Origin of the sequence: Bacteroides fluxus YIT 12057, from assembly GCF_000195635.1 — a bacterium.
In the GTDB taxonomy this organism is placed as follows: domain Bacteria; phylum Bacteroidota; class Bacteroidia; order Bacteroidales; family Bacteroidaceae; genus Bacteroides; species Bacteroides fluxus.
This window is the reverse complement of the sequence record NZ_GL882621.1, coordinates 113,940-139,997: the sequence shown is the minus strand read 5'-3', so window position 1 is coordinate 139,997 and position 26,058 is coordinate 113,940. Positions and strand designations below refer to the sequence as shown.

The following is a 26,058-nucleotide window of genomic DNA, read 5'->3' as shown; positions in this document are numbered from 1 at the left end:
TATTATCAGTTATACTATCCTGCCTATTTATGCGGGCCAGTAGTCAAGCATGAAAGTTTGGCAGCCGCTTCACCGTCCAGCAGAAATTCACAATTGGGATGAAGTTGCAGGATGGATGCCGGGACATCTGTCGTGACAGGACCTTCAAGCATCTCTTTGACAATATCCGTCTTATTGGCTCCTTTAGCAACCAAGACAATCCTACGGGTCTGCATGATATTCTTGATGCCTAAAGTGATGCCGCCCAATTTCTTTTCAGGAGGCGTATTGGTTTCCTTCCGGATACGCACCTCCAGTTCGGCATGCATATCGGTAACCCATGTTTCTGTATCAAAAGGATTTCCCGGTTGGTTGAACCCCAAATGCCCGTTCTCTCCCAGCCCCAAGATCAACAAATCGATCCCTCCCCGTCTTGCTATCTCCTGCTGGAAGTCCTTACATGCCTTCTCGAAATCGTCCGAAACGGTAGGGAGCATCAGAAAATTTTCTTCCCGGACACCCAGAGCATCCATCAGTTCCGTTTTCAACATCGTGTAGCACGCTCCTGCATATTCGCGGGGAACATTTGTCACTTCATCCAATCCCAGGAAAGTAGCGGAATCAACCTTAAAAGGATATTGGGAATAAATCTCTCCAATCAACCGGTGAAGATTGCCGGTAGTACGTCCTGTTGAAAGCCCGATCACACTCTCCGGCTTATTCAGTATCTGCCCGATCACCCTCCAGGCAGCCGTGCAGTCAAACTCTTTCTCGTTTTTTGTAACAGTTATCATGGTTTTATTGATTATGAATGCCCAACTACATATTCATTGCTACCGCACCCGCCCCCAACAGGCCGATGAAGCCGGGGTTTAACTTCGTAATGACAACGCCATTGCTGACAAAACGCATGGTGACAGGATGGAGCTTCTCCAGGATTTTTTCGTGCATGTATCCATCGGCCACGATACCGCCGCCCAACACGACCGTATCCGGATCAATCACACGTACCATGTTCATGATGAGATTGGCCAACGCCTCTGCCGCATTCTCCACCAAAACCGTACAAAGGGGATCTCCCTTCTGGCTGAGCGCAAACACCTCGCTGACAATCACCCGTTCTCCTTTTTCTGCCGGGATATGCAGATTCGTTTCATATCGGTTGCGCAGCAGACGGGCACAGTTATCAAACCCGATACCGGCAGCGATAGCCTCCACACAGTCCATCCTGCCGCATCCACATTTTATTCCGACATTGACACCTACACGCAGATGCCCCACTTCACCGGCATTGAAATGGCTTCCACGGATTTGCCTGCCATTCACCACCGTACCCACGGCAATGCCTGTCCCTACATTAATATAAATGAAATTCTTTGAGATTTGTCCGAATCCCCAAACACGCTCGGCTCTGGTGGCACTTTTCACATCATTGTCTATGTGGCAGGGCATGCCATAAATGTCCGACAGCTCCTTAGCCAATGCGATAGGCTGCGTCCGTCCCGGATCTATCTGCAACCATATCCCCTTCTCCGGATCCACCCTGCCAATCAGGCCGACTCCCATAGCCAACGGTTTCTGGTCATACCAGCCCACCGTCCGGATGTAATCATCCAGAGACGCTTTGATTATTTCCAGAGCCGCCTGCTGGTTAAAATAACCGGAATCGTATTTCTTATACCTTAGAATATTACCATGGATGTCCACCTCACCAATCAGCAGTTTGGTGCCACCCAAATCAAGACCTAAATAAGTTTCCATTCTTATATGTGTTTTTATATTGTTTACTGTTCACAATAGTACGCACTATCAGTGGAAACGGGGTTTATTATCTAACAAAAAAGGTTCGATACTTGCCCGCAAAGGTTGAAAAGCTGTCGTAATAGCTTCAAATTTTACTGGGACTGGCGCCAAACTGCTTCTTGAAGCAAGTACTGAAGTATTTCGGGTCCGAAAATCCGACCATGGTAGCCACTTCTCCAATGGAGTATTTTCGGGAAGCCAACAGTTCCTTTGCCTGGTTCAGACGTACAATCCGGATAAAGTCATTGGGACCTTGCCCGGTCAATGTCTTTATTTTATTATAAACAGAGGTGCGGCTCATGCCCAGCATCCGGCAGAAATCATTGATAGAAAATTCCGAGTTGGAAAGTTCTTCCCGGATTACTCCCATTACTTTGTCAAGAAACTCCTTGTCCAGCTGGCTGGTATAATCCGTCTCTTCCGGCCGGGCATTCATGGATAATACCGTATCCCGCAAACGTTGCCTGTTCTGAAGGATATTCCTGATCCGCACTTTCAGTACGGACAGGTCGAAAGGCTTGATGATATAATCGTTGGCACCGGCCTCCAGTCCGAAGATGATATTTTCCCTTTCACTGAGCGCCGTCAGCAATATAACAGGTATATGGCTCGTATCGACGGACGACTTCAGTATCCGGCATAGCTCATCCCCCTCCAGAACCGGCATGACAACATCCGAAATGATGATATCCGGATTGATTTCCCTTGCCATCTCCAAAGCTTTCCCGCCATCGGGCACACCAACCACTTTATATTCCGAAGACAGGCTGTTCGTCAGATATTCCCGCATATCCGGATCATCTTCCGCCAAAAGAAGAACATTCCTTCCCGTATCTCCCGTTTCTTCCGGTGGCGTACCGGCGGTTGCGGAAATCTCCGGAGTGTCCTTTTTAGGTTCAACGACCACACTTGCCTTTATCTTCTGCGGAAAAGTTACGGTAAACGTGGTTCCCTTTCCTTCCACACTGCTGAAAGAAATCTTGCCATGGTGCTGCTTCACAATGCGCCGGGTTATCATCAGACCGATACCCGATCCTGTTTCTTCAAAGTTCATGGCATTCTGCGCCCGATAGAACTCATGGAAAATATTACGTTGCTCCTCTTTCGGAATGCCGATACCCGTATCCCTTACATCAATAGACCATTTCTTCCGAGTTGCCCTCACCCGGACATGAATGGTACCCTTCTCTATATATTTCAAGGCATTGGACAACAGGTTATCGACAATATGATCCATCTTCTCCCTGTCAATCCATACCTCCGGCATGCCGGAATCCACCTCCAATTGCAACTCGATGCCTTTCTGCATAGAGGCCAAATGAAACTCCGCCATCTTTTCCTCCAAATAAGCCTTGATATCATATTGCGCAACCTTCAGACATTCCCCGGCATGTAACTCCGTCTTCTGCAAATCCAGCAACCGGGTAATCATGCCCAGCAACTTCTCCACATTCCTGGCGGCTACCGCAACGGTTTTCCGGCTCTCTTCCGGAAGTTCCCGTTGCTCCTCAAGCTCACTCAAAGGAGCCTTTATCAAAGTTACCGGGGTACGTATGTCATGGGCTATACTGATAAAGGAACGTATCTTTTCCTTTACCCGGTCCTCATTGGCCTTGTGCTTTCTGTTCTGAATGAACAGATAGACAAAGACGGCCAAGATAATGAAGTAAACCAGCAGCGCCCACCACGAAATCCAATAAGGCCTGTGAATCACAATCTCCAGCCGGCGTTCTCCCAACTGTTGCCCGGTATATTTATCAAACGCTTTCAGACGGAAGGTGTACACACCGGGAGACAGGTTCGTATAATTCACGCTCCCCACTGAGTTGGAATGCTCCCACTGTTCATTGTAACGGGCCAACATATATTCATACCGGATGCGATGCGGAGCGGTGAAGTTGATTGCGGAAAAAGAGATTGAGAATGAATTCTGATTATAACTTAAACCGACCTTCCGGGTATCATCAATGTTCGCCTTCAGAAGAGAACCCTCCCTCCCGGCCTTCACAGACTCATACAGCAATTTAAAATCTGTAAATATCAACTTTACCGGGCCATGCTGTTCCATGTCCAATGAAGGAGAAAAGGCGATTGCTCCTTCCGCCGTACCGAATACAAGCTGCCCGTCAGCCAGTCTGAAGGCAGCGTTGGGATTATAATATCCCCAGGTGATGTCCAGAAAATCATTGGCATTGACAATGGCGTCTTTCGCCAGATCCAAGCAATAAAGTTCCTTCTCCGTATTGAACCAGATTCGTCCGTCGTCGTCTTCCAAGAGGCTGTTGACCGAATTGGACCCAAGCCCGTCTCCGGCAGTATAGACGCGTGATGTCTTCTTATCCGGATTGAAACGTACAAGGCCTTCACCGTCTGTAGCCATCCATATGTCCCCGGAGGAAGACTGCAAAAGGCAGCGAACAGGATAATGCAGCGTAAAGTCTCCGAAACGCCGATGCCACTGTACCTTTCCCGTAGCCTTGTCAAATACGGCCAGTCCATCGCACCCCGCCAACAGCAAGGAACCGTTTTGGCCCGGTTCAATGTCTCCTATACAACTTACCGGATAGTAAGTATAGCTGTCCGTACGCGTATTGTAACGGGTAAAATCCCCTTCAATTCCTCCGAACCAGAGATTATCCCCCTCTGCATGGATTGCATAGACATAGTCCGTTGCAATGCCTTTGTCTGAAAACGCACGCCTTTTCTCCAGCTTCTGTATCTGTCTCGTTCTCTTCCGGATACAGTAAACGCCTATTCCATAACCACCTGCCCAGATATTCCCGTTTGCATCTTCGGCAAGGGACAACACAACCTTGGCACTGTGTCCCGTGCCGTCCAGGTAATGCGTCCATTTACGTAATTCCGGCTGATAGAGGCTTACGCCATTGTTTGTACCATACCAGCAATCTCCTTCCGAGTCTTGGAACACCACATTGACATGATTCGACTTCAGAGAATTCGCATTGTTCCGTTCATGCCTAATCCGGCGGATATCCGGCATGCCAGGATCCAGATAGCAAATGCCGTTAGTGGAGGTGCTGACCCATATACCTCCGTGTTCATCCACGCAAATATCCGATACGGTATTCCCGTTCAAGCTTCTGTCATCATCCTCATCCGCCATATAATGATTCAGCAGTTTTTCCGTTACAGCATCTATCCGGAACATTCCCGCACCGTCTGCCCCTATCAGCAACCCATTACCTTCAGTCTCTGCGAAAGTACGGATAGGGACGTGTGGAACAAACTCACCCAAGGGATGCACCATGCCTGTAAATCTATCAAATACAAAAACTCCGTCGGAAAATGTGCCGACAAACAGTTTGCTGCCGAAAACATACAATGATTCGATGCGCATTTCCTCCGGGAAAGCCACCCGTTTCTCAATAAAGGAATGTTTGCCGGCTACTTTCGTCAATTGATAAACGCCCGTACTTGTCCCCGCAAAGAAGGACCCGCCGCCTGCCCCGGCAACGCAATTCACACATTGACCTTCCAGGCCTGCAAGTGCCAGTCCCGTACCGTCCCACGAATAGATACCGTCTGACATACACAGCCAGAGATGGTTGTCCCCGTCAAACAATATATTGTATAAAACCGGCCCGGAGAGATGCTCCGACAAGTTGATACGCAACGAAAAAGTATCCGCCTGCCTGTCATAGGCATATATTTTCCCGTTCTTTAAAGCAACCCACAGACTGCCGGAACGGTCGCAGGTCATAACAGTAGAAGATAATATATGGTCCTTGGACTCTACTGTATCATCCAGCCTGTAATGCTTTATCTCGTTCCCGTCATAACGGTCTATCCCCATGTGGGTATAAGCCCATATAAAGCCCGCCGAGTCCTTGTTTATCTGGAACACCTGACGGCTGCTCAACCCTTCCTTCATACCCAATGAACGGAATGAGCCCGCCCGGCCTGCCGGAGCAAGGACAAGAAGACACAGCAACAGTGCCGCTACTCTGCCTGCGCCGTACTTCCGCCGTATATTCCCTTTGTTTTTCCCCGGTCTAAAGAAAGGAAAGCCATATTTTGCCATACAAGTATTCTTTTTACAAATTACAATGCCGGATGGCATTTTACGGATGCAATATTAAGGACAAATATAAAAAAAGTGGTTGAAAAACTATCCGAATAGGTTTGATTTCTATTACTTTTGTCTTCCGAATCAACAAACCGCGAGAAACTATGCTCAGTAAGTTTAAATTAAACCAGCTCTATTTCAAGGATACGCAATTCGCCAATCTCATGACGAGACGCATTTTCAATGTCCTTCTGATAGCCAATCCTTACGATGCCTTCATGCTGGAAGATGACGGGCGAATCGATGAAAAGATATTCAATGAATACACCTCCCTTTCCCTTCGTTATCCGCCGCGCTTCACGCAAGTCTCCACCTGCGACGAAGCCTTGAAGCAACTTTCTTCCATTTCTTTCGACCTCATCATCTGCATGCCCGGTACGGGAGACAATGAAGGATTCGACATAGCGCGGTATATCAAGAGCCAGTACGAGCATATCCCCATGGTAATACTGACCCCCTTCAGCCACGGCATTACCAAGCGTATCGCCAACGAGGACCTCACTCCCTTTGAATATGTGTTCTGCTGGTTGGGGAATACGGACCTGCTGCTTTCCATCATCAAGCTGATAGAGGACAAGATGAATCTGGAACACGACGTCAAGGAAGTGGGCGTACAGCTCATATTGCTGGTAGAAGACGGCATCCGCTTCTACTCCTCCATCCTGCCCAACCTTTACAAGTTCGTGCTGAAGCAAAGTCAGGAATTCTCTACGGAAGCCCTGAACGCACACCAACGCACATTGCGCATGCGGGGACGTCCCAAGATTGTTCTTGCGCGTACTTACGAGGAGGCCATCCAGATTTACGAAAAATACAAGAACAACATATTGGGAGTGATTACCGATGTCCGCTTTCCCCGTGTGGAACGCGGCGAAAAGGATGGGCTTGCAGGTATAAAACTATGTGCAGCCATCCGTAAGGAAGACCCGTTCGTACCCCTTATCATACAGTCCTCCGAATCGGACAACGTGGCGTATGCCGCCAAATTCGATGCCGCCTTCATCGACAAGAACTCCAAGAAGATGGACGTAGATCTCCGCCGCATCGTATCGGACAACTTCGGTTTCGGTGATTTCATCTTCCGCAATCCGGATACACTGGAAGAAATAGCCCGCGTAAAGAATCTGAAGGAATTGCAGAACATCCTTTTCGCCGTACCGGCAGAATCCTTCCTCTACCACATCAGCCGTAACCACGTCAGCCGATGGCTATACTCCCGTGCCATGTTTCCGGTTGCCGAATTCTTGAAACCCATCACCTGGAGCAGCCTGCAGGATGTGGATGCACACCGCAAAATCATTTTCGAAGCCATCGTAAAATACCGCAAGATGAAGAACCAGGGTGTGGTAGCCATCTTCAAGCGTGACCGTTTTGACCGTTACTCCAACTTTGCCCGCATCGGTGAAGGTTCGCTGGGAGGCAAAGGGCGCGGTCTGGCGTTCATAGACAATATGGTGAAGCACCACCCCGAATTCGAGGAATTCGAAAATGCCCGGGTCGCCATTCCCAAGACCGTTGTACTCTGCACGGATGTGTTTGATGAATTCATGGATACCAACAATCTGTACCAAATAGCATTGTCCGATGCAGACGACGATTTGATCCTGCGGTACTTTCTGAAAGCCAAACTCCCGGACCGCTTGGTAGAAGACTTTTTCACTTTCTTCGACGTAGTGAAGTCCCCTATCGCCATCCGTTCCTCCTCGCTGCTGGAAGACTCGCACTACCAGCCGTTCGCCGGGATTTACAACACCTACATGATTCCTTACCTGGATGACAAATACGAGATGCTGCGCATGCTCAGCGATGCCATCAAAGGTGTATATGCCTCTGTCTATTTCCGTGATTCCAAAGCATATATGCAGGCAACCAGCAACGTGATCGACCAGGAAAAGATGGCAGTCATCCTGCAAGAAGTGGTAGGAAACCAGTACGGCGACCGTTACTATCCTTCCATGTCCGGCGTGGCACGTTCCCTCAACTACTATCCCATCGGTGACGAGAAAGCGGAAGAGGGCATTGTCAACCTGGCTCTCGGCCTGGGCAAGTACATCGTAGATGGCGGCATGACTTTGCGCTTTTCGCCATACCACCCCAACCAAGTGCTGCAAACCAGTGAGATGGAGATTGCCTTGAAGGAAACCCAAACCCGCTTCTACGCCCTCGACCTGCGTAATGCCGGACAAGACTTCTCCATTGACGACGGCTTCAACCTGCTGAAACTCCACGTCAAGGAAGCAGAAAAAGACGGTTCCTTGAGCTACATCGCCTCCACATACGACCCGTATGACCAGATCATACGTGACGGGCTCTATCCCGGCGGACGCAAAGTAATTACATTTGCCAATATCCTGCAGCACGATGTCTTCCCGTTGCCGCGTATCCTGCAGCTGGCCTTGAAATACGGGCAACAGGAGATGCGCCGTCCCGTCGAAATAGAATTCGCCGCTACCATGAGCCGTGAAAAGGACAAGACCGGCACTTTCTATCTGCTGCAAATCCGCCCGATAGTCGATAGCAAGGAAATGCTGGACGAGGACCTCACTTCCATTTCCGATGAAAAGGTACTCCTCCGTTCCAACAACTCTTTGGGACACGGCGTCATGAATGAAATCAATGACATTATCTATGTGAAAACCGACGATTACAGCGCCTCCCATAACCAGGAGATTGCCTGGGAAATAGAAAAGCTGAACCAGCAGTTCCTGAACGAGGGCAAGAACTATATCCTGGTAGGGCCGGGACGTTGGGGAAGCAGCGACACTTGGCTTGGAATCCCCGTAAAGTGGCCTCATATCAGCGCTGCCCGCGTCATAGTGGAAGCCGGACTGACGAACTACCGGGTAGATCCCAGCCAAGGGACACATTTCTTCCAGAACCTGACCTCTTTCGGAGTGGGCTACTTTACAATCAACGCGTTTATGAACGACGGAGTGTATAACCAGGAATATCTCAACACGCAACCTGCCGTACATGAAACCAAATATCTGCGGCATGTACATTTTGAGCAACCCATGGTGGTAAAGATGGACGGCAAGAAGAAACAGGGAGTAGTACTGATGCCCGAAGAACAGCAAAATTGACTTAATGCAAGACAGAAGATGGCACAACACCCAAAGCGAACCGTCAGTCCTTCAACTGATGCAGCACAATCATGATTACCTCTGCCGGTGCGAACATGCGCACCGCCTTTTGTGAAGTACCGATACCATTGGTGATAATCATCGGTATATGTTTGGAATTGTACTTCAGCCCCGTAAGGAAACGCTGTCCATAGTGTGAGGGAACAATCGGAGCATAAAGGCCGAACAGGGTAACCTGCCCGCCGTGCGTATGTCCCGCAAGCACCAAGTCGCTGTTGGTAACCGGAACATCTTCCGCATAATCAGGGGTGTGCGTCAGCAGGATAACAAAATCATCGGGAGAAAGCCCGAGCGTAGGAGATTTACCGTTCTGTGCCAGATCAAAAGGATTGCGCACGCCTGCTACCAGTATCCGGGCACCCTCCCGGTTCAGCGTATCTACCTTGTGTTCCAGCAGATGCATCCCATAATGGTCCATCTCTCTCACAATATCATCATAGCAGGCCTCATAATCATTGTTGCCCAATACAGCATAGGTGCCCATCGGTGTCTTCACCTTGGCAAGCGCGGCCATGACCGGCGGCACATATTGGCAGCCTTCATGAAAATCACCGCCAATCAACAGGACATCGGCTTTCTGGTCTATGAGCAGACGCACAAGGTCATTCAACCCTTTCTCCTTCAACAGGCTCTTATAATGCAGGTCAGAAACAAAAGCGATGCGGAATCCTTCAAAAGCGGCCGGTACATCACGGTGAGTGAAATCATACACCTTGATGCGGCTGACTCCCTCATAAGAGGAAGGTACATGAACGGTCTTAACCGTGATTCGCGTACCGCGCTGCACGATTTGCCTGTGGGGTTTCGACGGTTCCTCCTTTTTCGGCTTCCCGGCGGGACGCTTCACTGGCCGGCGACGGACATTACGCAAATCGGACTGGTCGAAAGTAAGCATGGGCGAAAGGGCGGAAGACAAACCGATCGTATCACTTAAACGGGTACTGTCACCCTTCATCACTTGTTGCGGCAGAGACGAGACAAGATTTCTTTTCGACTTACATGACGACAAGAGCAGCAACAAAAGAACAGGTATATAAAATAACTTCTTCATCATAAGCGACTGCAAAGATAGGCATTTTCCGTATCTTTGCCGACAGACGTTGATACTTATTAAAACAGACATGAAAGAGATTAAGCAAAATTCACTCCACGCATGGCTCCTCGCCGCCCGTCCCAAAACATTGACCGGCGCCGTCATCCCCGTACTGACAGGAACTTCCCTTGCACTTGCCGACGGACAGTTCAAAGGCATGGCTGCCTTGCTGTGCCTGCTTTTCGCCTGCGGCATGCAGATAGCCGCCAATTTCATCAATGACCTGTACGATTACCTGAAAGGCACTGACCGCGAAGACCGCCTCGGCCCGGAACGCGCCTGCGCCCAAGGATGGATTACGCCGGAAGCCATGAAACGGGGCATCGGGCTCACGGTCTTCCTGTCTTGCCTCACCGGCTGCGGACTGCTGTATGCATGCCGGGGACAACTGCCATACCACGGCTGGGAACTGGTCTTATTGGGAATGTTTTGCGTCGTATTTGCGTTTCTCTATACCACTGTCCTCTCGTATCAAGGCTGGGGTGACCTGCTGGTATTGATGTTCTTCGGTTTTGTCCCTGTAGGCGGCACTTACTATGTGCAGGCCTATACCATTACGGCGGATGTCATGGTTGCTTCCCTCATCAGCGGACTGGTGACAGACACCTTATTGATAGTGAACAATTACCGGGATCGCGAACAAGATGCCCTCAGTGGAAAACGCACGCTCATTGTGCGGTTCGGTGAACCTCTCGGAAGATACCTGTATCTTGGGCTAGGAATGGCAGCCACCCTCCTCACCCTATGGTTTGCCGTCCGTAACGGCGGGGACATGCAGGGAGAAACCGGCGTATTGTCTTTTGACGTTACCGCCGTACTCCTGCCATTCATTTACCTACTGGCACATGTGCGTACCTGGAAGCGGATGTGTGAAATACGAAGCGGTAAAAAATTAAACAGCATATTGGGCGAGACCTCGCGCAACATGCTGCTTATGGGATTGTTGTTGAGTGCAGTTATCCTGGCTACGTAAGACGATTCATCACCTTCTTCCGTACATCTTTTCGTAGTATTTCTGATAATCACCGCTGGTAACTTCCTCTACCCATTCCTGATTGTTCAGGTACCACACGATGGTCTTGACAATACCCACCTCAAACTTTGTTTCAGGATACCAGCCCAAGGCAGCGGTAATCTTTGTAGGATCGATGGCATAACGCTGGTCATGTCCCAGGCGATCCTTTACAAAAGTAATCAGTTCTTCGTTGATCCAACTGATGTCAATCTGTCCGTCGGCACCCTTTTCCTTCTTCTTCAAGACTTCACGGTACCTGGGTTCTTCTTCCATCAGACGGCGGATAGTAGAAATAGTCAGCTTCACAATCTCAAGATTGGTCTTTTCATTGTGACCGCCTACGTTATAAACCTCTCCTTCCACACCTTCACGAACCACAAGGTCTATAGCCTTGCAATGGTCTTCCACATACAACCAATCGCGCACATTACTGCCGTCACCATAGACCGGAAGTTTCTTTCCTTCGAGTATATTTTTGATAATCAACGGAATCAGCTTCTCCGGGAAATGATAAGGACCGTAGTTGTTGGAGCAGCGGGTAATGGTTACCGGCATTTTATAGGTATCGTGATACGCCATCACGACCATATCAGCGCTTGTCTTGCTGGCGCTGTACGGGCTATGCGGACAAAGCGGAGTCTGTTCCGTAAAATACCCTTCCGCACCCAATGAGCCGTAAACTTCATCGGTAGATACCTGATGGTAGCGTACCCCCGGACGCCAAGTGGGATAACCGGACGCATCCTTCCCCGTTACCCAGGCACGGCGGGCAGCATCCAGCAAGTTTTGTGTACCCAAGATGTTTGTCATCAGGAAAAGTTGGGGATTCTCAATGCTGCGGTCCACATGGCTTTCGGCCGCAAAGTTCACCACATAATCAAACTTATATTTGGCAAACAGTTCGTCGGCAAGCACACGGTCGCAGATGTCACCTTTTACAAAGATACAACGGTCATCGTCTATGTCATTGGCGATGGTTCCCAAGTTTCCGGCATAAGTAAGAGCGTCCAGTATGACCACTCTAATGTCACTATGTTTCGCCAGAATATATTTGATATAGTTGGCGCCGATAAATCCGGCAGCACCGGTTACGAGATAAGAAGTCATGAGTTTGAGAATTATGAATTTTGAATTTTAAATTTTGCGATATGAGTTCTGGAATCGGCCAGTTCCATCAGATACTTGCCGTACTCGGTCTTGCCAAGCTGCTCGCCCAGACGATACAGCTGGTCGATATCTATCCAGCCTTTGCGCCAGGCAATCTCTTCAATACAGCTGACACGGAATCCCTGGCGGTTCTGGATGGTGGCGACGAAGTTGCTGGCTTCAAGCAGACTGTCACAATTGCCCGTGTCAAGCCAGGCAAAGCCACGGCCGAAGAGCTCCACCTTCAAAGTACCCTCTTCCAGGTAGAGGCGATTCAAGTCGGTAATTTCATATTCACCGCGGGCGGAAGGCTTCAAAGCGGCAGCCTTGGCCGTGACGGTAGAGTCGTAGAAGTAGAGACCGGGAACAGCATAGTTGCTTTTGGGCTGCGCAGGTTTCTCTTCAAGGGAAATGGCCTTTCCGTCGGCATCAAACTCCACTACACCGTATGCACGGGGATCTTTCACGTAATACCCGAAGATGCAAGCCCCCTTGTCAATGGAAGCGGCACGTTTCAGCATGGCCGAAAAGCCCTGTCCATAAAACATATTGTCACCTAAGATCAAGCAGCCGGGACCGCCGTCCAGAAATTCGGCGCCCAGGACAAAAGCCTGCGCCAATCCGTTGGGATTCTCCTGTATCTTATAAGAAAAGGACATGCCGAGCTCTTCACCGGTTCCCAACAGTTCACGGAACATGGGCAAATCACGGGGGGTAGAAATGATCAGGACTTCACGTATGCCCGCCAGCATCAGCGTGGAAAGCGGGTAGTAAATCATGGGCTTGTCATAGACAGGCATTATCTGCTTTGAGATAGCCTTGGATAACGGATAGAGACGAGTGGCGCTGCCACCTGCAAGAATAATTCCTTTCATATTTCAGTTCTTTTTTCGGTGATACATCAAACGGAGAATAAAATAAGAAGGAGGACGATGCCCCACGGCTCTAACTTGCTATTCAAGTTGCAAAGATAGTGTAAACCGAATGCAGTACAAAATAAATTAAATTATTTTTAATTCTAAGCTACCGCTCGGATCCGTTTCCGTCACCCCGCCAATTCTATCACCTCCAGGTCTTTGAAAGTACCGTTGTCTATCACAAACCGGACCATTGTACGTACTTTATGAAAACCGGAAATGCCTGCCGCCCCCGGATTGATATGAAGCATGCCCAACGTCTTGTCGTACTTCACCTTCAGAATATGAGAATGCCCGCTGACAAACAATTTTGGCGGGCGCACCAGGATGCTGCCTTGTATGGAAGGATCGTATTTGCCCGGATAACCGCCGATGTGCTTCATCAGCACTTCCGCCCCATCTACCGTAAAGCGCAGAATCTGCGGATAGAGTTGACGAATCTCCTGCCCGTCGATATTGCCATATACCGCCCGGAACGGACGGAATGCAGCCAGCTTCTGCGCTACTTCCAGTGAACCGATGTCACCGGCATGCCATATTTCATCACACGATTCGAAATATTGCAGATACTTCTCGTCCCAATAACCGTGCGTATCTGATAATAAACCAATTTTTGTCATCTTTCTATTGTTTATTAGGACAAAGGTAATTATATTTGGGAAAGTTTAAACAGGAGGGTGTGCTTTATGATTTCTTTTAGGCACTTTTTACACCTCTCCCTTAACCTTAGCATTATGGAAAACAGATATTTCAAACGCGATATCAGCTGGCTGTCTTTCAACTACCGTGTACTGTTGGAAGCCGAAGACGATTCCTTGCCGCTGTATGAGCGCATCAACTTTATTTCTATATATTCTTCCAACTTGGAGGAGTTCTACAAGATACGCGTGGCCGACCATAAAGCCATAGCAACAGGGGCTGCACACAACGATGAAGAGTCCGTACAATCCGCCATCGAACTGGTTGGAGAGATCAACAGGGAAGTAAACCGCCAGCTGGAGGAACGTATCCGCATCTACGAAGAAAAGATACTGCCCGCCTTGCGGAAACACCATATCATCTTTTACCAAAGCCGCAATGTGGAGCCTTTCCACCGGGAGTTCCTGCGCAAGTTCTTCCGGGAAGAGATTTTCCCGTACCTGGCTCCCGTGCCGGTGAGCAAAGACAAGGTCATCTCTTTCCTGCGCGACAACCGGCTTTACCTGGCCGTGCGCCTTTATCTGAAAGGCGTGCCTGCCGGTTCACCCGACCGCACACAGTACTTTGTCATGAAACTGCCTTACAGCAAAGTGCCCCGTTTCATCGAATTGCCCAAAGTCGGGAAGAATTACTACCTGATGTTTATCGAAGACATCATCAAAGCCAATATAGACACCATCTTCCCCGGCTACGAGGTAGAGAGCAGCTACTGCATCAAGATTTCACGCGATGCGGATATCCTGATAGACGATGCCGCCAACACTTCCGAAATCATAGAGCAGGTAAAGACCAAGGTGAAGAAACGCAAAATCGGAGATGTCTGCCGTTTTGTCTATGACCGTGCCATGCCGCAGGACTTCCTGGATTTCCTGGTAGATGCCTATCATATAGACCGGAGGGAACTGGTGCCGGGCGACAAGCATCTCAATATGGAGGACTTGCGGCACTTGCCCAATCCCAACCATACCGTACGCCCCATCAAAAAGCCGCAACCCATGAAGCTGACCTGCCTGGACGAACGGGAATCCATCTTCCGGTATGTAGAGAAGAAGGATTTGCTGCTGCACTATCCCTACCACTCTTTCGACCACTTCATACATTTCTTATATGAAGCGGTACACGAACCTACCGTACGCGAAATCATGGTTACCCAATACCGTGTGGCGGAAAACTCCACGGTCATCAATACCCTGATAGCCGCCGCACAGAACGGGAAGAAAGTGACCGTATTCGTTGAACTGAAGGCACGCTTCGACGAAGAGAACAACCTTGCCACCGCCGAAATGATGAAAGCCGCCGGCATCAATATCATCTACAGCATACCCGGACTGAAGGTCCATGCCAAAGTGGCCCTCATACTACGCTGCGACAAAGAAGGGCACAAGCTGACCAGTTATGCCTACATCAGCACCGGAAACTTCAACGAGAAGACCGCCACCCTCTATGCGGACAGCGGACTTTTCACCTGCAATCCTGTTATCGTCAATGATCTGCACAACCTGTTCCGCACCCTGAAAGGAAAAGAAAACCCTGTTTTCCACCGCCTGCTGGTGGCGCGGTTCAATCTGATACCGGAACTGAACCGGCTGATCAACCATGAGATGGAACTGGCACAAAGCGGAAAACGGGGCAGAATCATCCTTAAGATGAATGCCTTACAAGATCCGGCCATGATAGAGCGCCTCTACGAGGCATCGCAGGCAGGAGTGGAAATAGACTTGATTGTACGCGGCATCTGCTGTCTGATACCCGGGCAACCGTACAGCCGCAACATCCGGATAACCCGTATCGTAGATACCTTCCTGGAGCATGCCCGCATCTGGTACTTCGGCAATGGAGGTGACCCCAGACTTTTCCTCGGTTCGCCGGACTGGATGCGCCGTAACCTGTACCGCCGCATCGAAGCCGTCACTCCCATATTGGACCCGGACCTGAAACAGGAGCTGACAGACATGCTCTCCATACAACTGTCCGACAAGAGAAAAGCCTGCTTTGTGGATGACCGCTTACGGAACCGCTGGAAGTCAAGCCGTCCGCAGAAAGAAAAGACCCGGTCGCAATACACCTTTTACGAATACCTGAAACAGAAATAGATAACCGGATATCATTCGTTTCGTAACATTTCTGTAACATGTATGACACTTCCCTGCAACACAATTTACGTTCCTTTGCAGCGGAAACAAAATACATATTTATGGAAACAATCTATTTAGGTATCGTAGTCTTTCTGTTCGTACTTGCGATTTTCGATCTTGTAGTAGGAGTCAGCAACGATGCGGTTAACTTTCTTCAATCGGCTGTCGGAGCAAAGGCAGCCTCTTTCAAGACCATACTGTTCATAGCAGGTATCGGTGTATTTATCGGCGCTGCGCTAAGTAACGGTATGATGGATATTGCACGACATGGCATCTACCAACCAGAACATTTCTATTTTGCCGAAATCATGTGCATATTACTTGCCGTCATGCTGACGGATGTCGTACTGTTGGATGTCTTCAACACAATGGGCATGCCTACCTCCACCACCGTTTCTATGGTGTTCGAGTTGCTGGGAGGTACATTCGCACTGGCACTTATCAAGGTTTACAACAGCGACACGCTCGGGTTCGGCGACCTTATCAACACAGACAAAGCCCTGTCCGTCATCATGGGTATCTTCCTTTCCGTAGCCATCGCGTTCTTCTTCGGTATGTTGGTACAATGGCTGGCACGTATCGTCTTTACTTTCAACTACAAGAAAAAGATGAAGTACAGCATTGCCCTGTTCGGTGGTATCGCCGCCACTTCCATCATCTACTTCATGCTGATAAAAGGATTGAAGGACAGCTCGTTCATGCCCCCCGAAAACAAACACTGGATACAAGACAATACGGGAATGTTGATTACCTGTTGTTTCGTGTTCTTCACCATTCTGATGCAGATCCTGCACTTATGCAAAGTCAACATATTCAAAGTAGTGGTGCTGATGGGTACATTCTCGCTCGCCCTTGCTTTTGCAGGCAATGACTTGGTCAACTTTATCGGTGTGCCTCTTGCCGGCTATTCTTCATTCATCGATTATACGACCAACGGTACGGCAGCCGGAGCCGACGGCTTCCTCATGAGCTCCCTCCTCGGCCCTGCCAAAACCCCTTGGTACTTCCTTATCGGTGCAGGAGCCATCATGGTCTATGCACTTTGCACTTCCAAAAAAGCACATAATGTAATCAAGACTTCCGTTGACCTCTCCCGCCAGGATGAAGGTGAAGAGAATTTCGGCAGTACTCCCATCGCCCGTACACTGGTACGTTTCAGCATGACACTTGCCAACGGAATTTCCAAAATGGCTCCCGAAAGCACCAAGCGCTGGATAAACCACCGCTTCCAGAAAGACGAAGCCATCATTGCAGACGGTGCGGCTTTTGACCTGGTACGCGCTTCCGTCAATCTGGTATTGGCAGGTTTGCTCATCGCATTGGGTACTTCCTTGAAACTGCCTCTTTCTACCACCTACGTCACATTCATGGTAGCGATGGGTACCTCGCTTGCCGACCGTGCCTGGGGACGTGACTCGGCCGTATTCCGCATCACCGGTGTATTGAGCGTCATTGGCGGATGGTTCATCACAGCCGGTGCGGCCTTCACCATCTGTTTTTTCGTAGCAATGCTGATTCACTTCGGCGGCACCATTGCCATCATCGCCCTTATCGGCCTCGCCGTATTCATGCTGATCCGCAGCCAGATCATGTATAAAAAGCGCAAAGAGAAAGAAAAAGGCAACGAAACGCTGAAACAACTGATGCAGAGCACCGACAATCACGAGGTTCTTGAATTGTTGCGCAAACATACCCGCGAAGAGCTTACCAAAATACTCGCCTTTACGGAAGAGAACTTCGAACGTACCGTCACTTCCTTCCTGCATGAAAACCTGCGTGGCCTACGCCGTGCGATGGGATCCGTCAAATTCGAGAAACAGCTCATCAAGCAGATGAAGCGTACGGGCACGCTTGCCATGTGCCGCCTTGACAACAACATCATATTGGAAAAGGGGCTCTATTACTACCAAGGCAACGATTTCGCCAGCGAACTGGTATATAGCGTAGGACGTCTTTGCGAACCCTGCCTGGAGCACATTGACAATAACTTCAAGCCGCTTGATGCCATCCAGAAAGGCGAATTTGCCGATGTGACGGAAGATATCAACTATTTATTGCAGGTATGCCGCCATAAACTGGAAACGAACGACTACCATGACCTTGAGACGGAAATACGTAAAGCCAATGACCTCAACGGACAGCTTGCCCACTTAAAACGTGAAGAATTGCAACGCATCCAGACTCAAAGCGGCAGCATCAAAGTCAGCATGGTTTACCTGACCATGATACAGGAAGCCCAGAATGTAGTGACTTACACAATCAATTTGATGAAGGTAAGCCGCAAGTTCCAGGCAGAAGAATAAATAAACCATCAATAAATCACGAAGGGCAGATTGGATTCGATATCACAATCTGCCCTTCTTTTATATGGCCTTACTTACAACTTTATTCTAGCGGCGGAGTTTTCAGTTTAATGTCGGTCCAATCCGTCCACGTGGGAGAAGCCATATACTGCGGCTCCTGCATCTTGCCAATCAAGGCAGTGGCCTTCTTAACCTCGGCATTGGTCTTTTCGAACAATTGCTTCATGGTAAGGTCCCCCTTCGCATCCTTAATGGCCTTTATCAGGAAATAAGTATAATAACCTTGCTTCTTGGCATGATAGACACTGGATGTCTGGTCACCGCTACTGGAAGAAAAACTCAAGGTATGCCCCTGCGGTAAACCTACCTTTGGAACTACACGTACCCCCTTCTGCGCAAGCAACGGAGCGGCACTCTTATAACCGCCGCTGAAACATGCGTCCAGGAATACGTATGCACCCTTGATGGGATATGTGGCCAGCCGTTTGTACAAATCGGCCAGAGAGATACCCAGACGGATGTTCTTGCCTGTGATATCCACCGGCAACAAATAAGGTTCTTTGGTAGCCTCATCATTGTTGCCATGTCCCGAATAATAGAATATCAGTTCTGCCTCCGGATCCGTACTTGCCATATTCACCAGCCAATCGAGCTGTTCATGCATCATACCGGCAGTGGCATTGGGAACAATCTTTATCTGCCCGTCGGGTACGCCAAAGGTGCGGACACAATATTCACGGAACAGCATAGCGTCATTTACCGCATAGGGAACATTGATTTCGGCATTGGCACCGGTCATGCTATAATCCTCATTACCGATAATCAAGGCATAACGGTGACGGTTCACAGCTCCCACCGGAACATCTTCCAGCAACTCGCTATGGAAACCAATCTGGAAATCTTTGGCCTCCACCTTGCGTGTTGCCACATTTCCATTAATCTTAATAGAACTGGAAGCAGTCAGATATTCACCTACCTTCACCTTATAGGCTTCACTCAGATAAGAAGAACGGCTGTCCTCACTCACACTTACCATTACGGCGATAGAATCCCCGTCAAAACGCTTGTTCACAAGAAAGCCATAATCCAGCGTCGCTACATCCCCCGGAGCGATACTGTCAATGGTCATTTCCGGGGTATCGGTAGTAAAGATATTGTTGGGCAGCTTAAAATTCAGCTTCACTTTATGGGCAGTCTTCGTTCCGAAGTTCTGCACCGCCAAAGTCAGCTTACCGTTCTTGCCCAATGTGATGGATGAGCCTTCGGATGCAAAGAACTGGTGGTCTGCTATCCGCAGGCGCGGCATGGCATATTCCTGCGTGTTGACAATCAGTTCGGCAGGATCGGCATCGAAGCCGTTCGCCTCAAACGCATAAATGTTAATCTTGGCCAGAGAGGTCGGCATCTCTTTCTTCACTAAATAGCGGAAAGTATATTCCTTGGAAGTTCCTGCCGGTATATTACCGCCGTCCAGCTCGCGCGGGCCGTCAAAAAACTCATCGAAGCCTTGCTGTTCGGAAAGGCGGAGGCGAAGGTTATAAGCATCTCCCTGGCCCTTGTTCTCGATGGTGAACTGTATGGCAAAGCTTTCGCCCGCATCAATTACCTTATTTTTGTTACCATCCATAAAGCTATCCACACGGATAACCAGCATGGCCGGATCCACCGGTACCGGGGCAGATTCCTGCTGCTGTGCCACCGCTTCGGTCTTCTTCAGAGCTTCATTATAAGCCATCAACCGGGAAGGGAAAGAAGCATATGAGGCACCATCGGTGATAATCTTCATCAACACCTCGTATTCGGCTTTCATATCCATATACTGATATACGCCGGCCAATCCCTGCATATACATCTTGGAGGCAGGCTCCTTCTCCAGGATTTTCAGGAACTGGTCCTTGGCATCCAGCAGGTAGCCGGAAGCGCGCTGACGAACCAGGGCATACTCCGTATCATTGGCAATGGTAGCCCCGTTGTTTACAATCTCTGTCGCCACATTGAAATTGGCACGCGCCACTCCCGTCAACAATTCAAAACTGTTGGGATACAGCGCATAGAGACGTTTGTAAATATCCAGTGCCTCCAGATTCTTCCCCTGGCGTTCCAGGATACGCGCCTTGATAGGCAATACCTTGTCATTATTGGGATCGACCGTCAAAATACGGTCGATGGCAGCCAACAACTTAGGCATATTGTTGGTGGCAATATGTACGTTCACCAGGTTATAGAGAAAATCAAGCGAGACAGGATATTTGGCAATTGCCTTTTCCAGGATTTTTTCCTGTTCGTCATAGTTCTTCTGTGCCTGGTAAATCATGTTCATGTACACATAGCAATCCTTTTCCTGCGCATCCACACCGGTATTCAGATATTCTTGAAAATACTTCAACGCCTGGGAGTACTTCTGCAAGTTATAGGCCGACACCGCGGCATAATATACCACCGAAGCATAACGGCTGTCTTTCGGTAGCAACTCGCTACGGAAAATCTTCAATTGCGGCATTTCAATATACGCAGCCGCAAAATCAAGTGCCTTGGAAGGCTGTTTCTGCTCCGAATAGTAAACGGCACCATTCAGCAGATAAGGATACATGGCACGCAAACGGTTCTTGGCGCCGCTCAAATACTGACCGTTATCCGGTGCTTCGACTACCTTTATGAACTGTCCGTAACTATCCAGCAGATAAGTGTACATCGCAGTTACGTTTGTCCCTTTATCGCGCTCACTTTCAAAAAGCACATATTGTTGGTTGGCGCGTTTGGAAGCGGTGGCGGCATCTTGTGCCGCCACCTTCATCCACGCTCCCAACACGAGAATGGTTGTCAGTATGAAAAGTTTCTTCATATCTAGTCTGTTTTTCTATTTATCCAGTAATGTTTATTTTACCGGGAAGGCGTCCATGATTACAAATTCCACATTAATCTTACGGAACTCACCCCCGCGCTCTTTGGCAACTTCCACATGATATTCATATTCATTCCTGGTATTCTCCAAAGTAGCGACATTCTTTTCAATGTAGTTCTTTACCCCGGCAGCACGCATCAACGCCAACTGCTCGTTGCTTGTGATACCCGATGCCTTTGTAACCGTAATATTGTCAAGGTTACCGTCCTTGTAGTAAGGTTCATCCGTATATTCGCCATATTGCCCGCCGTAGGCTATACGTCCGCGGATCGGACTGGCATCGGCAGAACCGGTAATAATCACCTTCACCTGCTTGCCTTCAGACAAATATTTGGCGAAATCACCTTCAAAAGCATTCTTGATGATCTTCATCAGGGACATGGCCGCATTAGAACGTTCAATATTATAGCCGCCCGACGGGAAATCCTCTTTGGCGGAGAACTCTTTGTTGATAACTTCGTATTGATAACCAACCTTATAGTTCAGAATCTTGTTACCGTCAGCATCCACCCCCGGAACAACCTCCGTCTTCACGTCAATCTGCGTGTTTTCGGTAATCAGCTTATCTTGTTTCTTTTCTTCGATAACAGCTTCCTTGATCTCCTTCAGCTGTATTTCTTCACGGCTTGCCTGTTGCATCACTTCCAGAGGAACAAAATTGTCGTCAGCTTCCAAAGCCGTCAATTTGGTACGCCCGATGTTATCATAGATATAAACCTTATTGGTCGTTTCGTTACGGACCTCAACGTATGCCAATTCGAATTCATCCTTGTCATTCAAGACATAGACCGCGTTATCGAATTTCAAGTTCTTGCTGTCCTTGAAGTCTCCGGCCTCATCGGCAGGCACCTCCAACGAAATGGAAGGCAATGAATGAAAGCCGATATTCAGCATGCTCTTGGAAGCATCATAGTCGCCTACAAAAGGATTCTCGATGGAAATACGGTCACCGGCCAACTCGGTAGCCACTTCCTGAGCGAACAACTGCTGTTGCTTCAAGCGTGTCTCATCATTTACACGGATGGCATAATCCTCCATGGACTCACCCTGCATCATCTTTACCCATTCATTCATCTTGGCATCCACTTCCTTACTCATCAATTTGCCGAAGAAAGGATTCAAGCCATTAGCATCCCAGAAGACAAGGTCTTTCTGGCGGTTGGATATCATAAAGACATCGCTATTCTGCTTGTTGATAAAGAAACGGTTGCCTGCCACACCTCCGACAGCTTCATCCAACGTTTGTTCCACCGCACTGTTCTTGAGGTTCATAATAACAATCGCATTGTCATCTTTCACCACGCTGACATATTTTCCTTCCGGATGGAAAGACGGGCAAGACAACTTGCCTCCAATCTTGTCGAAGATATCCACCTTGTCCCAGTTCTTGGTATCAAGAATGGTCAAACGGCTGTCGTCCGTCACAACCGCCAGTTGCGAAGCATCGGCTGAAAACTCCATACCGGTCACCATGCCGGTCATCGGAATGGAAGTACGGAGCTGCTTCGTCTGGAAATTCCATACATCAATGTTCTTTCCTGTCCCGGCAGCAATAAAATAGTTGTTGGAACTCATAGCCAATACAGTAGCCGGAGCCTTGCCTTGGATGTATGCCTGTGGCAGATACTCTTTTGTATCATAAACGATAATCTCACCCAAAGAGTTGGAAACGATAAAATTACGGGCATCTGCACCATAGCACATGGTAATGGACACAATGTCGCCTTTGGAAGCGTCTTTCATCAGTTCCGCACCGGCTTCGCCCGGCAACACAAACTCCAGATTCCGCCTGTCCTTCAATCCTTTCCGTTTGTCCTTCAGTTCAAACAGCTTCTTGTTGCGGTCACGGAAAGAATAAATGCAAATATCTTTCTTGCCGCGGCGCAATGCCAAAGAACTGCCCGTAGGATTGAACACTATCTGGTCGATATCCCTCAGATCGACAACAGGTATATCCCGCAGTGTAAACAAAGAACCATCAGACAAAAAAGCGGTACAAAATGTGGTATTGTCAAAGGCAGTAATACGTTTCCCGGAAGGAAAACTCCTTTTCACTTCTACCTGGGCCATTACCTGCCCGCAGAACAAAGCACCCACAAAAAGCATGGCAATGCCTTTGGCAGGAGTGTTCCATAATCTCATCTCATTCATAACCTCTATCGTTTAAAGTAAACCATGTTTATATGTACTTGCAAATATAAACATTAATTTCCTATCACAGAGCCAACCTTTTCCTGTTTTTTTTATTATAAATAGGTTTATCTGTACTAAAGTGATGAAAAAGAATATCAAGAGGGTCAAAAAGATAGCCAAGTTACCAGAGCAAAAATCACGGTTTTCCGTGACAACACTTATATTTTTTTCAATCCTATCTTCTCGGCCCGTTGTAACATAAAAGTACGCGCAGCTTCATATTCATTGGGTATTACTCCGTCCAAAATAGCATCTTTAATTGCACTTTTCAACGCACCGACCTCCCGGCAAGGCGTCAAGCCGAATGTTTCCATTATTTCCTCACCGCTGACAGGAGGCTGGAAATTGCGTATCCGGTCACGTTCCTCCAGATCTTTCAACTTTTGGCGTACCAACTGAAAGTTATTCAAGAAACGCTTCTTACGTTCCATGTTCTTTGAAGTGATATCGGCCTCGCACAGAGTCATGAGGTCATCGATGTCATCCCCCGCCTCGAACAGCAGACGGCGGACTGCAGAATCGGTCACCACATCATCCGCTATCACGATAGGACGCATGTGCAGGCTCACCAACTTCTGCACGTACTTCATCTTCTCGTTCATGGGCAGCTTCATCTTCCGGAAGATCTCCGGTATCATCTTCTCGCCGATAAAATTATGATTATGGAATGTCCATCCGGCACGAGGTTCCCAACGCTTGGTTACAGGCTTGGCGATATCATGCAGAAGGGCCGCCCAGCGCAACCAGAGGTTATCGGTCTTCTTGCTGATATTATCAAGCACTTCGAGCGTATGGTAAAAGTTGTCTTTATGTGCCCTTCCATTACGGGTTTCCACCCCTTGCAAGGCTACCAACTCCGGGAAAATAAGTTCCAGCAAACCACTGCGGTCTAGGTCTATGAACCCCTTGGAAGGTACCGGAGAAAGAAGTATCTTATTCAATTCATCCGCAATGCGCTCTTTGGATATGATGGAAATGCGGTCACGGTTACGCTGCAAAGATTCGAACGTGACATCATCTATGTAGAAATTCAGCTGCGTGGCAAAACGGATACAACGCATCATGCGCAAAGGGTCGTCACTGAAAGTAATGTCCGGATCGAGCGGGGTACGGATGGTTTTCTCTTTCAGGTCCTCCATCCCGCCGAAAGGATCGACCAACTCGCCGTAACGGGCACTGTTGAGGCAGACAGCCATTGCATTGATGGTAAAGTCACGCCGGTTCTGGTCATCTTCCAAAGTACCGTCTTCTACGATGGGCTTACGGGAATCATGTGTATAGGATTCTTTACGGGCTCCCACGAACTCCACTTCCGTACCGTGATATTTTAATTGCGCCGTCCCGAAATTCTTAAAGACAGAGACATGCGCCCCGCGTCCCAAGCTTCTGCCCAGCGCCTCGGCCATGGCAATGCCACTGCCCACTACCACTACATCAATATCTTTGGATGGACGTTGCAGGAAAATATCGCGTACATATCCTCCCACCACATAGCATTCCAGTCCCAGTTTATCTGCCGTCCCGGATATCCGCTTGAATATGTCGTCACTGAAATATTGTTTCAGTTCTTCTGCCGTCAATTCTATCATTTGTCAATAAATCATTTTTTGAAAGGGCAAAGATACGGATATTATTTCTATTTTTGTTCCCGGAAACTCCAAGAACAAGAAATATGAAGAAAGCAGCATTACTTGCGTGCCTGTGCTGCACGCTCTTCGCTTGCGAAGATATAGAGAAAAAAGCCGGTGAAAAACTGCAAGCCGCCCGCCTGGCGTTTGAACAAGGCGACTATAGCGAAGCCAAAAAACAGATCGACAGCATCAAAATCCTTTATCCCAAAGCTTTTGAAACCCGCCGCGCCGGAATCGGGCTGATGCAAGAAGTGGAACTGAAGGAGCAGGAACAGAGCCTGGCTTACCTGGATAGCATGCTACAGGTAAAACAACAAGAGTTCGATGCCGTCAAAAGCAAGTTTGCCTTTGAAAAAGATGCCGAATACCAGAAAACAGGCAATTACCTGCATCCCGCACAAGTGATAGAAAAGAACCTGCACCGCTCTTTCCTCCGCTTTCAAGTAGATGAAAACGGCGTAATGAGCATGACCTCCATCTATTGCGGTTCCCGTAACATTCACCACGTAGCGGTCAAGGTAATCGCTCCCGACGGCAGTTTCGCGGAAACGCCCGCTTCCAAAGACAGCTATGAAACCACCGACCTGGGAGAAAAAATAGAAAAAGCGGATTACAAAATGGGTGAAGACGGCAATGTCATGGGGTTCCTTTATCTGAACAAGGATAAAAACATAAAAGTCAATTACCTGGGAGAGCGCCCGTATTCCACCCACATGACCGTTGCCGACCGCCAGGCATTGGCCAGCGTTTATGAATTAGCGCAATTGCTGTCTTCCATGGCAGAAATCAAGAAAAACATGGAAGAGGCCAACCTCAAAATCGGGTTCGTGAAAAAGAAAATGGAAGAGAGGAAGGCATAGGCCTCATTTAACGCCTTATATTCCAAGCATTTGCGTCCACCCGTTTGCACCCTATTTTTTGCGCCACTTTTTGGACACGCTTTGCGCCATAGTTTTGCATTGCAGCACAGTACTTTACAAAAGTTTTGCGCCACCCTTTGCGCCACCAAACG

The 26,058-nt window shown here is 48.7% G+C and carries 15 protein-coding genes; 5 read left to right on the top strand and 10 right to left on the bottom strand.

Going from position 1 to position 26,058, the window contains the following annotated elements; all coding sequences use genetic code 11:
- Positions 1-23: 23 nt before the first annotated feature.
- From HMPREF9446_RS05570 to HMPREF9446_RS05560, 3 genes are all read right to left on the bottom strand, one after another.
- Positions 24-773 (bottom strand): 6-phosphogluconolactonase, encoded by a 750-nt coding sequence (locus HMPREF9446_RS05570; protein WP_009124471.1) that lies wholly within the window; start codon positions 771-773, stop codon positions 24-26.
- A gap of 25 nt (positions 774-798) precedes the next feature.
- Positions 799-1,740, bottom strand: coding sequence for an ROK family protein (locus tag HMPREF9446_RS05565; RefSeq protein WP_009124470.1), 942 nt, complete (start codon positions 1,738-1,740; stop codon positions 799-801).
- Between the two features lie 127 nt (positions 1,741-1,867).
- Positions 1,868-5,824, bottom strand: a complete 3,957-nt coding sequence (locus tag HMPREF9446_RS05560; protein ID WP_009124469.1) for a hybrid sensor histidine kinase/response regulator transcription factor — start codon at positions 5,822-5,824, stop codon at positions 1,868-1,870.
- A gap of 149 nt (positions 5,825-5,973) precedes the next feature.
- On the opposite strand from HMPREF9446_RS05560, the gene HMPREF9446_RS05555 reads away from it, so the two are divergent.
- The gene (locus HMPREF9446_RS05555; protein ID WP_039968629.1) at positions 5,974-8,952 is read left to right on the top strand and encodes a PEP/pyruvate-binding domain-containing protein; all 2,979 of its coding nucleotides are present in this window, start codon (positions 5,974-5,976) and stop codon (positions 8,950-8,952) included.
- Between the two features lie 43 nt (positions 8,953-8,995).
- Here HMPREF9446_RS05555 and HMPREF9446_RS05550 read toward each other — a convergent pair whose 3' ends face one another.
- A complete protein-coding gene (locus HMPREF9446_RS05550; protein ID WP_039968662.1) occupies positions 8,996-10,063 on the bottom strand; it encodes a metallophosphoesterase in 1,068 nt (355 codons plus the stop codon).
- Positions 10,064-10,133: 70 nt separating this feature from the next.
- Here HMPREF9446_RS05550 and menA point away from each other — a divergent pair, with 70 nt between their 5' ends.
- Positions 10,134-11,078: a 1,4-dihydroxy-2-naphthoate octaprenyltransferase gene (gene menA, locus HMPREF9446_RS05545; RefSeq protein WP_009124465.1), complete on the top strand. Its 945-nt coding sequence runs from the start codon at positions 10,134-10,136 to the stop codon at positions 11,076-11,078.
- 9 nt (positions 11,079-11,087) lie between these two features.
- Here menA and rfbB read toward each other — a convergent pair whose 3' ends face one another.
- From rfbB to HMPREF9446_RS05530, 3 genes are all read right to left on the bottom strand, one after another.
- On the bottom strand, positions 11,088-12,227 hold the full coding sequence (gene rfbB, locus HMPREF9446_RS05540; RefSeq protein WP_009124464.1) for a dTDP-glucose 4,6-dehydratase: 1,140 nt from the start codon (positions 12,225-12,227) through the stop codon (positions 11,088-11,090).
- Between the two features lie 11 nt (positions 12,228-12,238).
- A complete protein-coding gene (gene rfbA, locus HMPREF9446_RS05535) occupies positions 12,239-13,141 on the bottom strand; it encodes a glucose-1-phosphate thymidylyltransferase RfbA (protein ID WP_009124463.1) in 903 nt (300 codons plus the stop codon).
- A 170-nt stretch (positions 13,142-13,311) separates the two neighbouring features.
- Entirely contained in the window at positions 13,312-13,803 is a 492-nt protein-coding gene (locus tag HMPREF9446_RS05530; RefSeq protein WP_009124462.1) for a metallophosphoesterase family protein, read from the bottom strand.
- 114 nt (positions 13,804-13,917) lie between these two features.
- On the opposite strand from HMPREF9446_RS05530, the gene HMPREF9446_RS05525 reads away from it, so the two are divergent.
- Together HMPREF9446_RS05525 and HMPREF9446_RS05520 are read left to right on the top strand one after the other, a co-directional pair.
- Positions 13,918-15,975 carry an RNA degradosome polyphosphate kinase gene (locus HMPREF9446_RS05525; RefSeq protein WP_009124461.1) on the top strand — a complete coding sequence of 686 codons (2,058 nt, stop codon included), beginning with the start codon at positions 13,918-13,920 and terminating at the stop codon, positions 15,973-15,975.
- A 101-nt stretch (positions 15,976-16,076) separates the two neighbouring features.
- Entirely contained in the window at positions 16,077-18,320 is a 2,244-nt protein-coding gene (locus tag HMPREF9446_RS05520) for an inorganic phosphate transporter (RefSeq protein WP_039968628.1), read from the top strand.
- An 82-nt stretch (positions 18,321-18,402) separates the two neighbouring features.
- Here the strand turns inward: HMPREF9446_RS05520 and HMPREF9446_RS05515 are convergent, their stop codons facing one another.
- From HMPREF9446_RS05515 to HMPREF9446_RS05505, 3 genes are all read right to left on the bottom strand, one after another.
- Positions 18,403-21,162 carry a caspase family protein gene (locus HMPREF9446_RS05515; protein WP_009124459.1) on the bottom strand — a complete coding sequence of 920 codons (2,760 nt, stop codon included), beginning with the start codon at positions 21,160-21,162 and terminating at the stop codon, positions 18,403-18,405.
- A 33-nt stretch (positions 21,163-21,195) separates the two neighbouring features.
- A complete protein-coding gene (locus tag HMPREF9446_RS05510; RefSeq protein WP_009124458.1) occupies positions 21,196-23,373 on the bottom strand; it encodes a WD40 repeat domain-containing protein in 2,178 nt (725 codons plus the stop codon).
- 200 nt (positions 23,374-23,573) lie between these two features.
- Entirely contained in the window at positions 23,574-25,004 is a 1,431-nt protein-coding gene (locus tag HMPREF9446_RS05505; protein WP_009124456.1) for a CCA tRNA nucleotidyltransferase, read from the bottom strand.
- An 83-nt stretch (positions 25,005-25,087) separates the two neighbouring features.
- Between HMPREF9446_RS05505 and HMPREF9446_RS05500 the strand changes: the two genes are divergently transcribed.
- A complete protein-coding gene (locus tag HMPREF9446_RS05500) occupies positions 25,088-25,906 on the top strand; it encodes a hypothetical protein (protein WP_009124455.1) in 819 nt (272 codons plus the stop codon).
- The last annotated feature ends 152 nt before the right edge of the window (positions 25,907-26,058 follow it).

What these genes read in the sequence shown, in the direction of transcription:
- HMPREF9446_RS05570 (WP_009124471.1), bottom strand. Translation starts at nt 773, where the DNA reads ATGATAACTGTTACAAAAAACGAGAAAGAGTTTGACTGCACGGCTGCC.
- HMPREF9446_RS05565 (WP_009124470.1), bottom strand. Translation starts at nt 1,740, where the DNA reads ATGGAAACTTATTTAGGTCTTGATTTGGGTGGCACCAAACTGCTGATT.
- HMPREF9446_RS05560 (WP_009124469.1), bottom strand. Translation starts at nt 5,824, where the DNA reads ATGGCAAAATATGGCTTTCCTTTCTTTAGACCGGGGAAAAACAAAGGG.
- HMPREF9446_RS05555 (WP_039968629.1), top strand. Translation starts at nt 5,974, where the DNA reads ATGCTCAGTAAGTTTAAATTAAACCAGCTCTATTTCAAGGATACGCAA.
- HMPREF9446_RS05550 (WP_039968662.1), bottom strand. Translation starts at nt 10,063, where the DNA reads ATGAAGAAGTTATTTTATATACCTGTTCTTTTGTTGCTGCTCTTGTCG.
- menA (WP_009124465.1), top strand. Translation starts at nt 10,134, where the DNA reads ATGAAAGAGATTAAGCAAAATTCACTCCACGCATGGCTCCTCGCCGCC.
- rfbB (WP_009124464.1), bottom strand. Translation starts at nt 12,227, where the DNA reads ATGACTTCTTATCTCGTAACCGGTGCTGCCGGATTTATCGGCGCCAAC.
- rfbA (WP_009124463.1), bottom strand. Translation starts at nt 13,141, where the DNA reads ATGAAAGGAATTATTCTTGCAGGTGGCAGCGCCACTCGTCTCTATCCG.
- HMPREF9446_RS05530 (WP_009124462.1), bottom strand. Translation starts at nt 13,803, where the DNA reads ATGACAAAAATTGGTTTATTATCAGATACGCACGGTTATTGGGACGAG.
- HMPREF9446_RS05525 (WP_009124461.1), top strand. Translation starts at nt 13,918, where the DNA reads ATGGAAAACAGATATTTCAAACGCGATATCAGCTGGCTGTCTTTCAAC.
- HMPREF9446_RS05520 (WP_039968628.1), top strand. Translation starts at nt 16,077, where the DNA reads ATGGAAACAATCTATTTAGGTATCGTAGTCTTTCTGTTCGTACTTGCG.
- HMPREF9446_RS05515 (WP_009124459.1), bottom strand. Translation starts at nt 21,162, where the DNA reads ATGAAGAAACTTTTCATACTGACAACCATTCTCGTGTTGGGAGCGTGG.
- HMPREF9446_RS05510 (WP_009124458.1), bottom strand. Translation starts at nt 23,373, where the DNA reads ATGAATGAGATGAGATTATGGAACACTCCTGCCAAAGGCATTGCCATG.
- HMPREF9446_RS05505 (WP_009124456.1), bottom strand. Translation starts at nt 25,004, where the DNA reads ATGATAGAATTGACGGCAGAAGAACTGAAACAATATTTCAGTGACGAC.
- HMPREF9446_RS05500 (WP_009124455.1), top strand. Translation starts at nt 25,088, where the DNA reads ATGAAGAAAGCAGCATTACTTGCGTGCCTGTGCTGCACGCTCTTCGCT.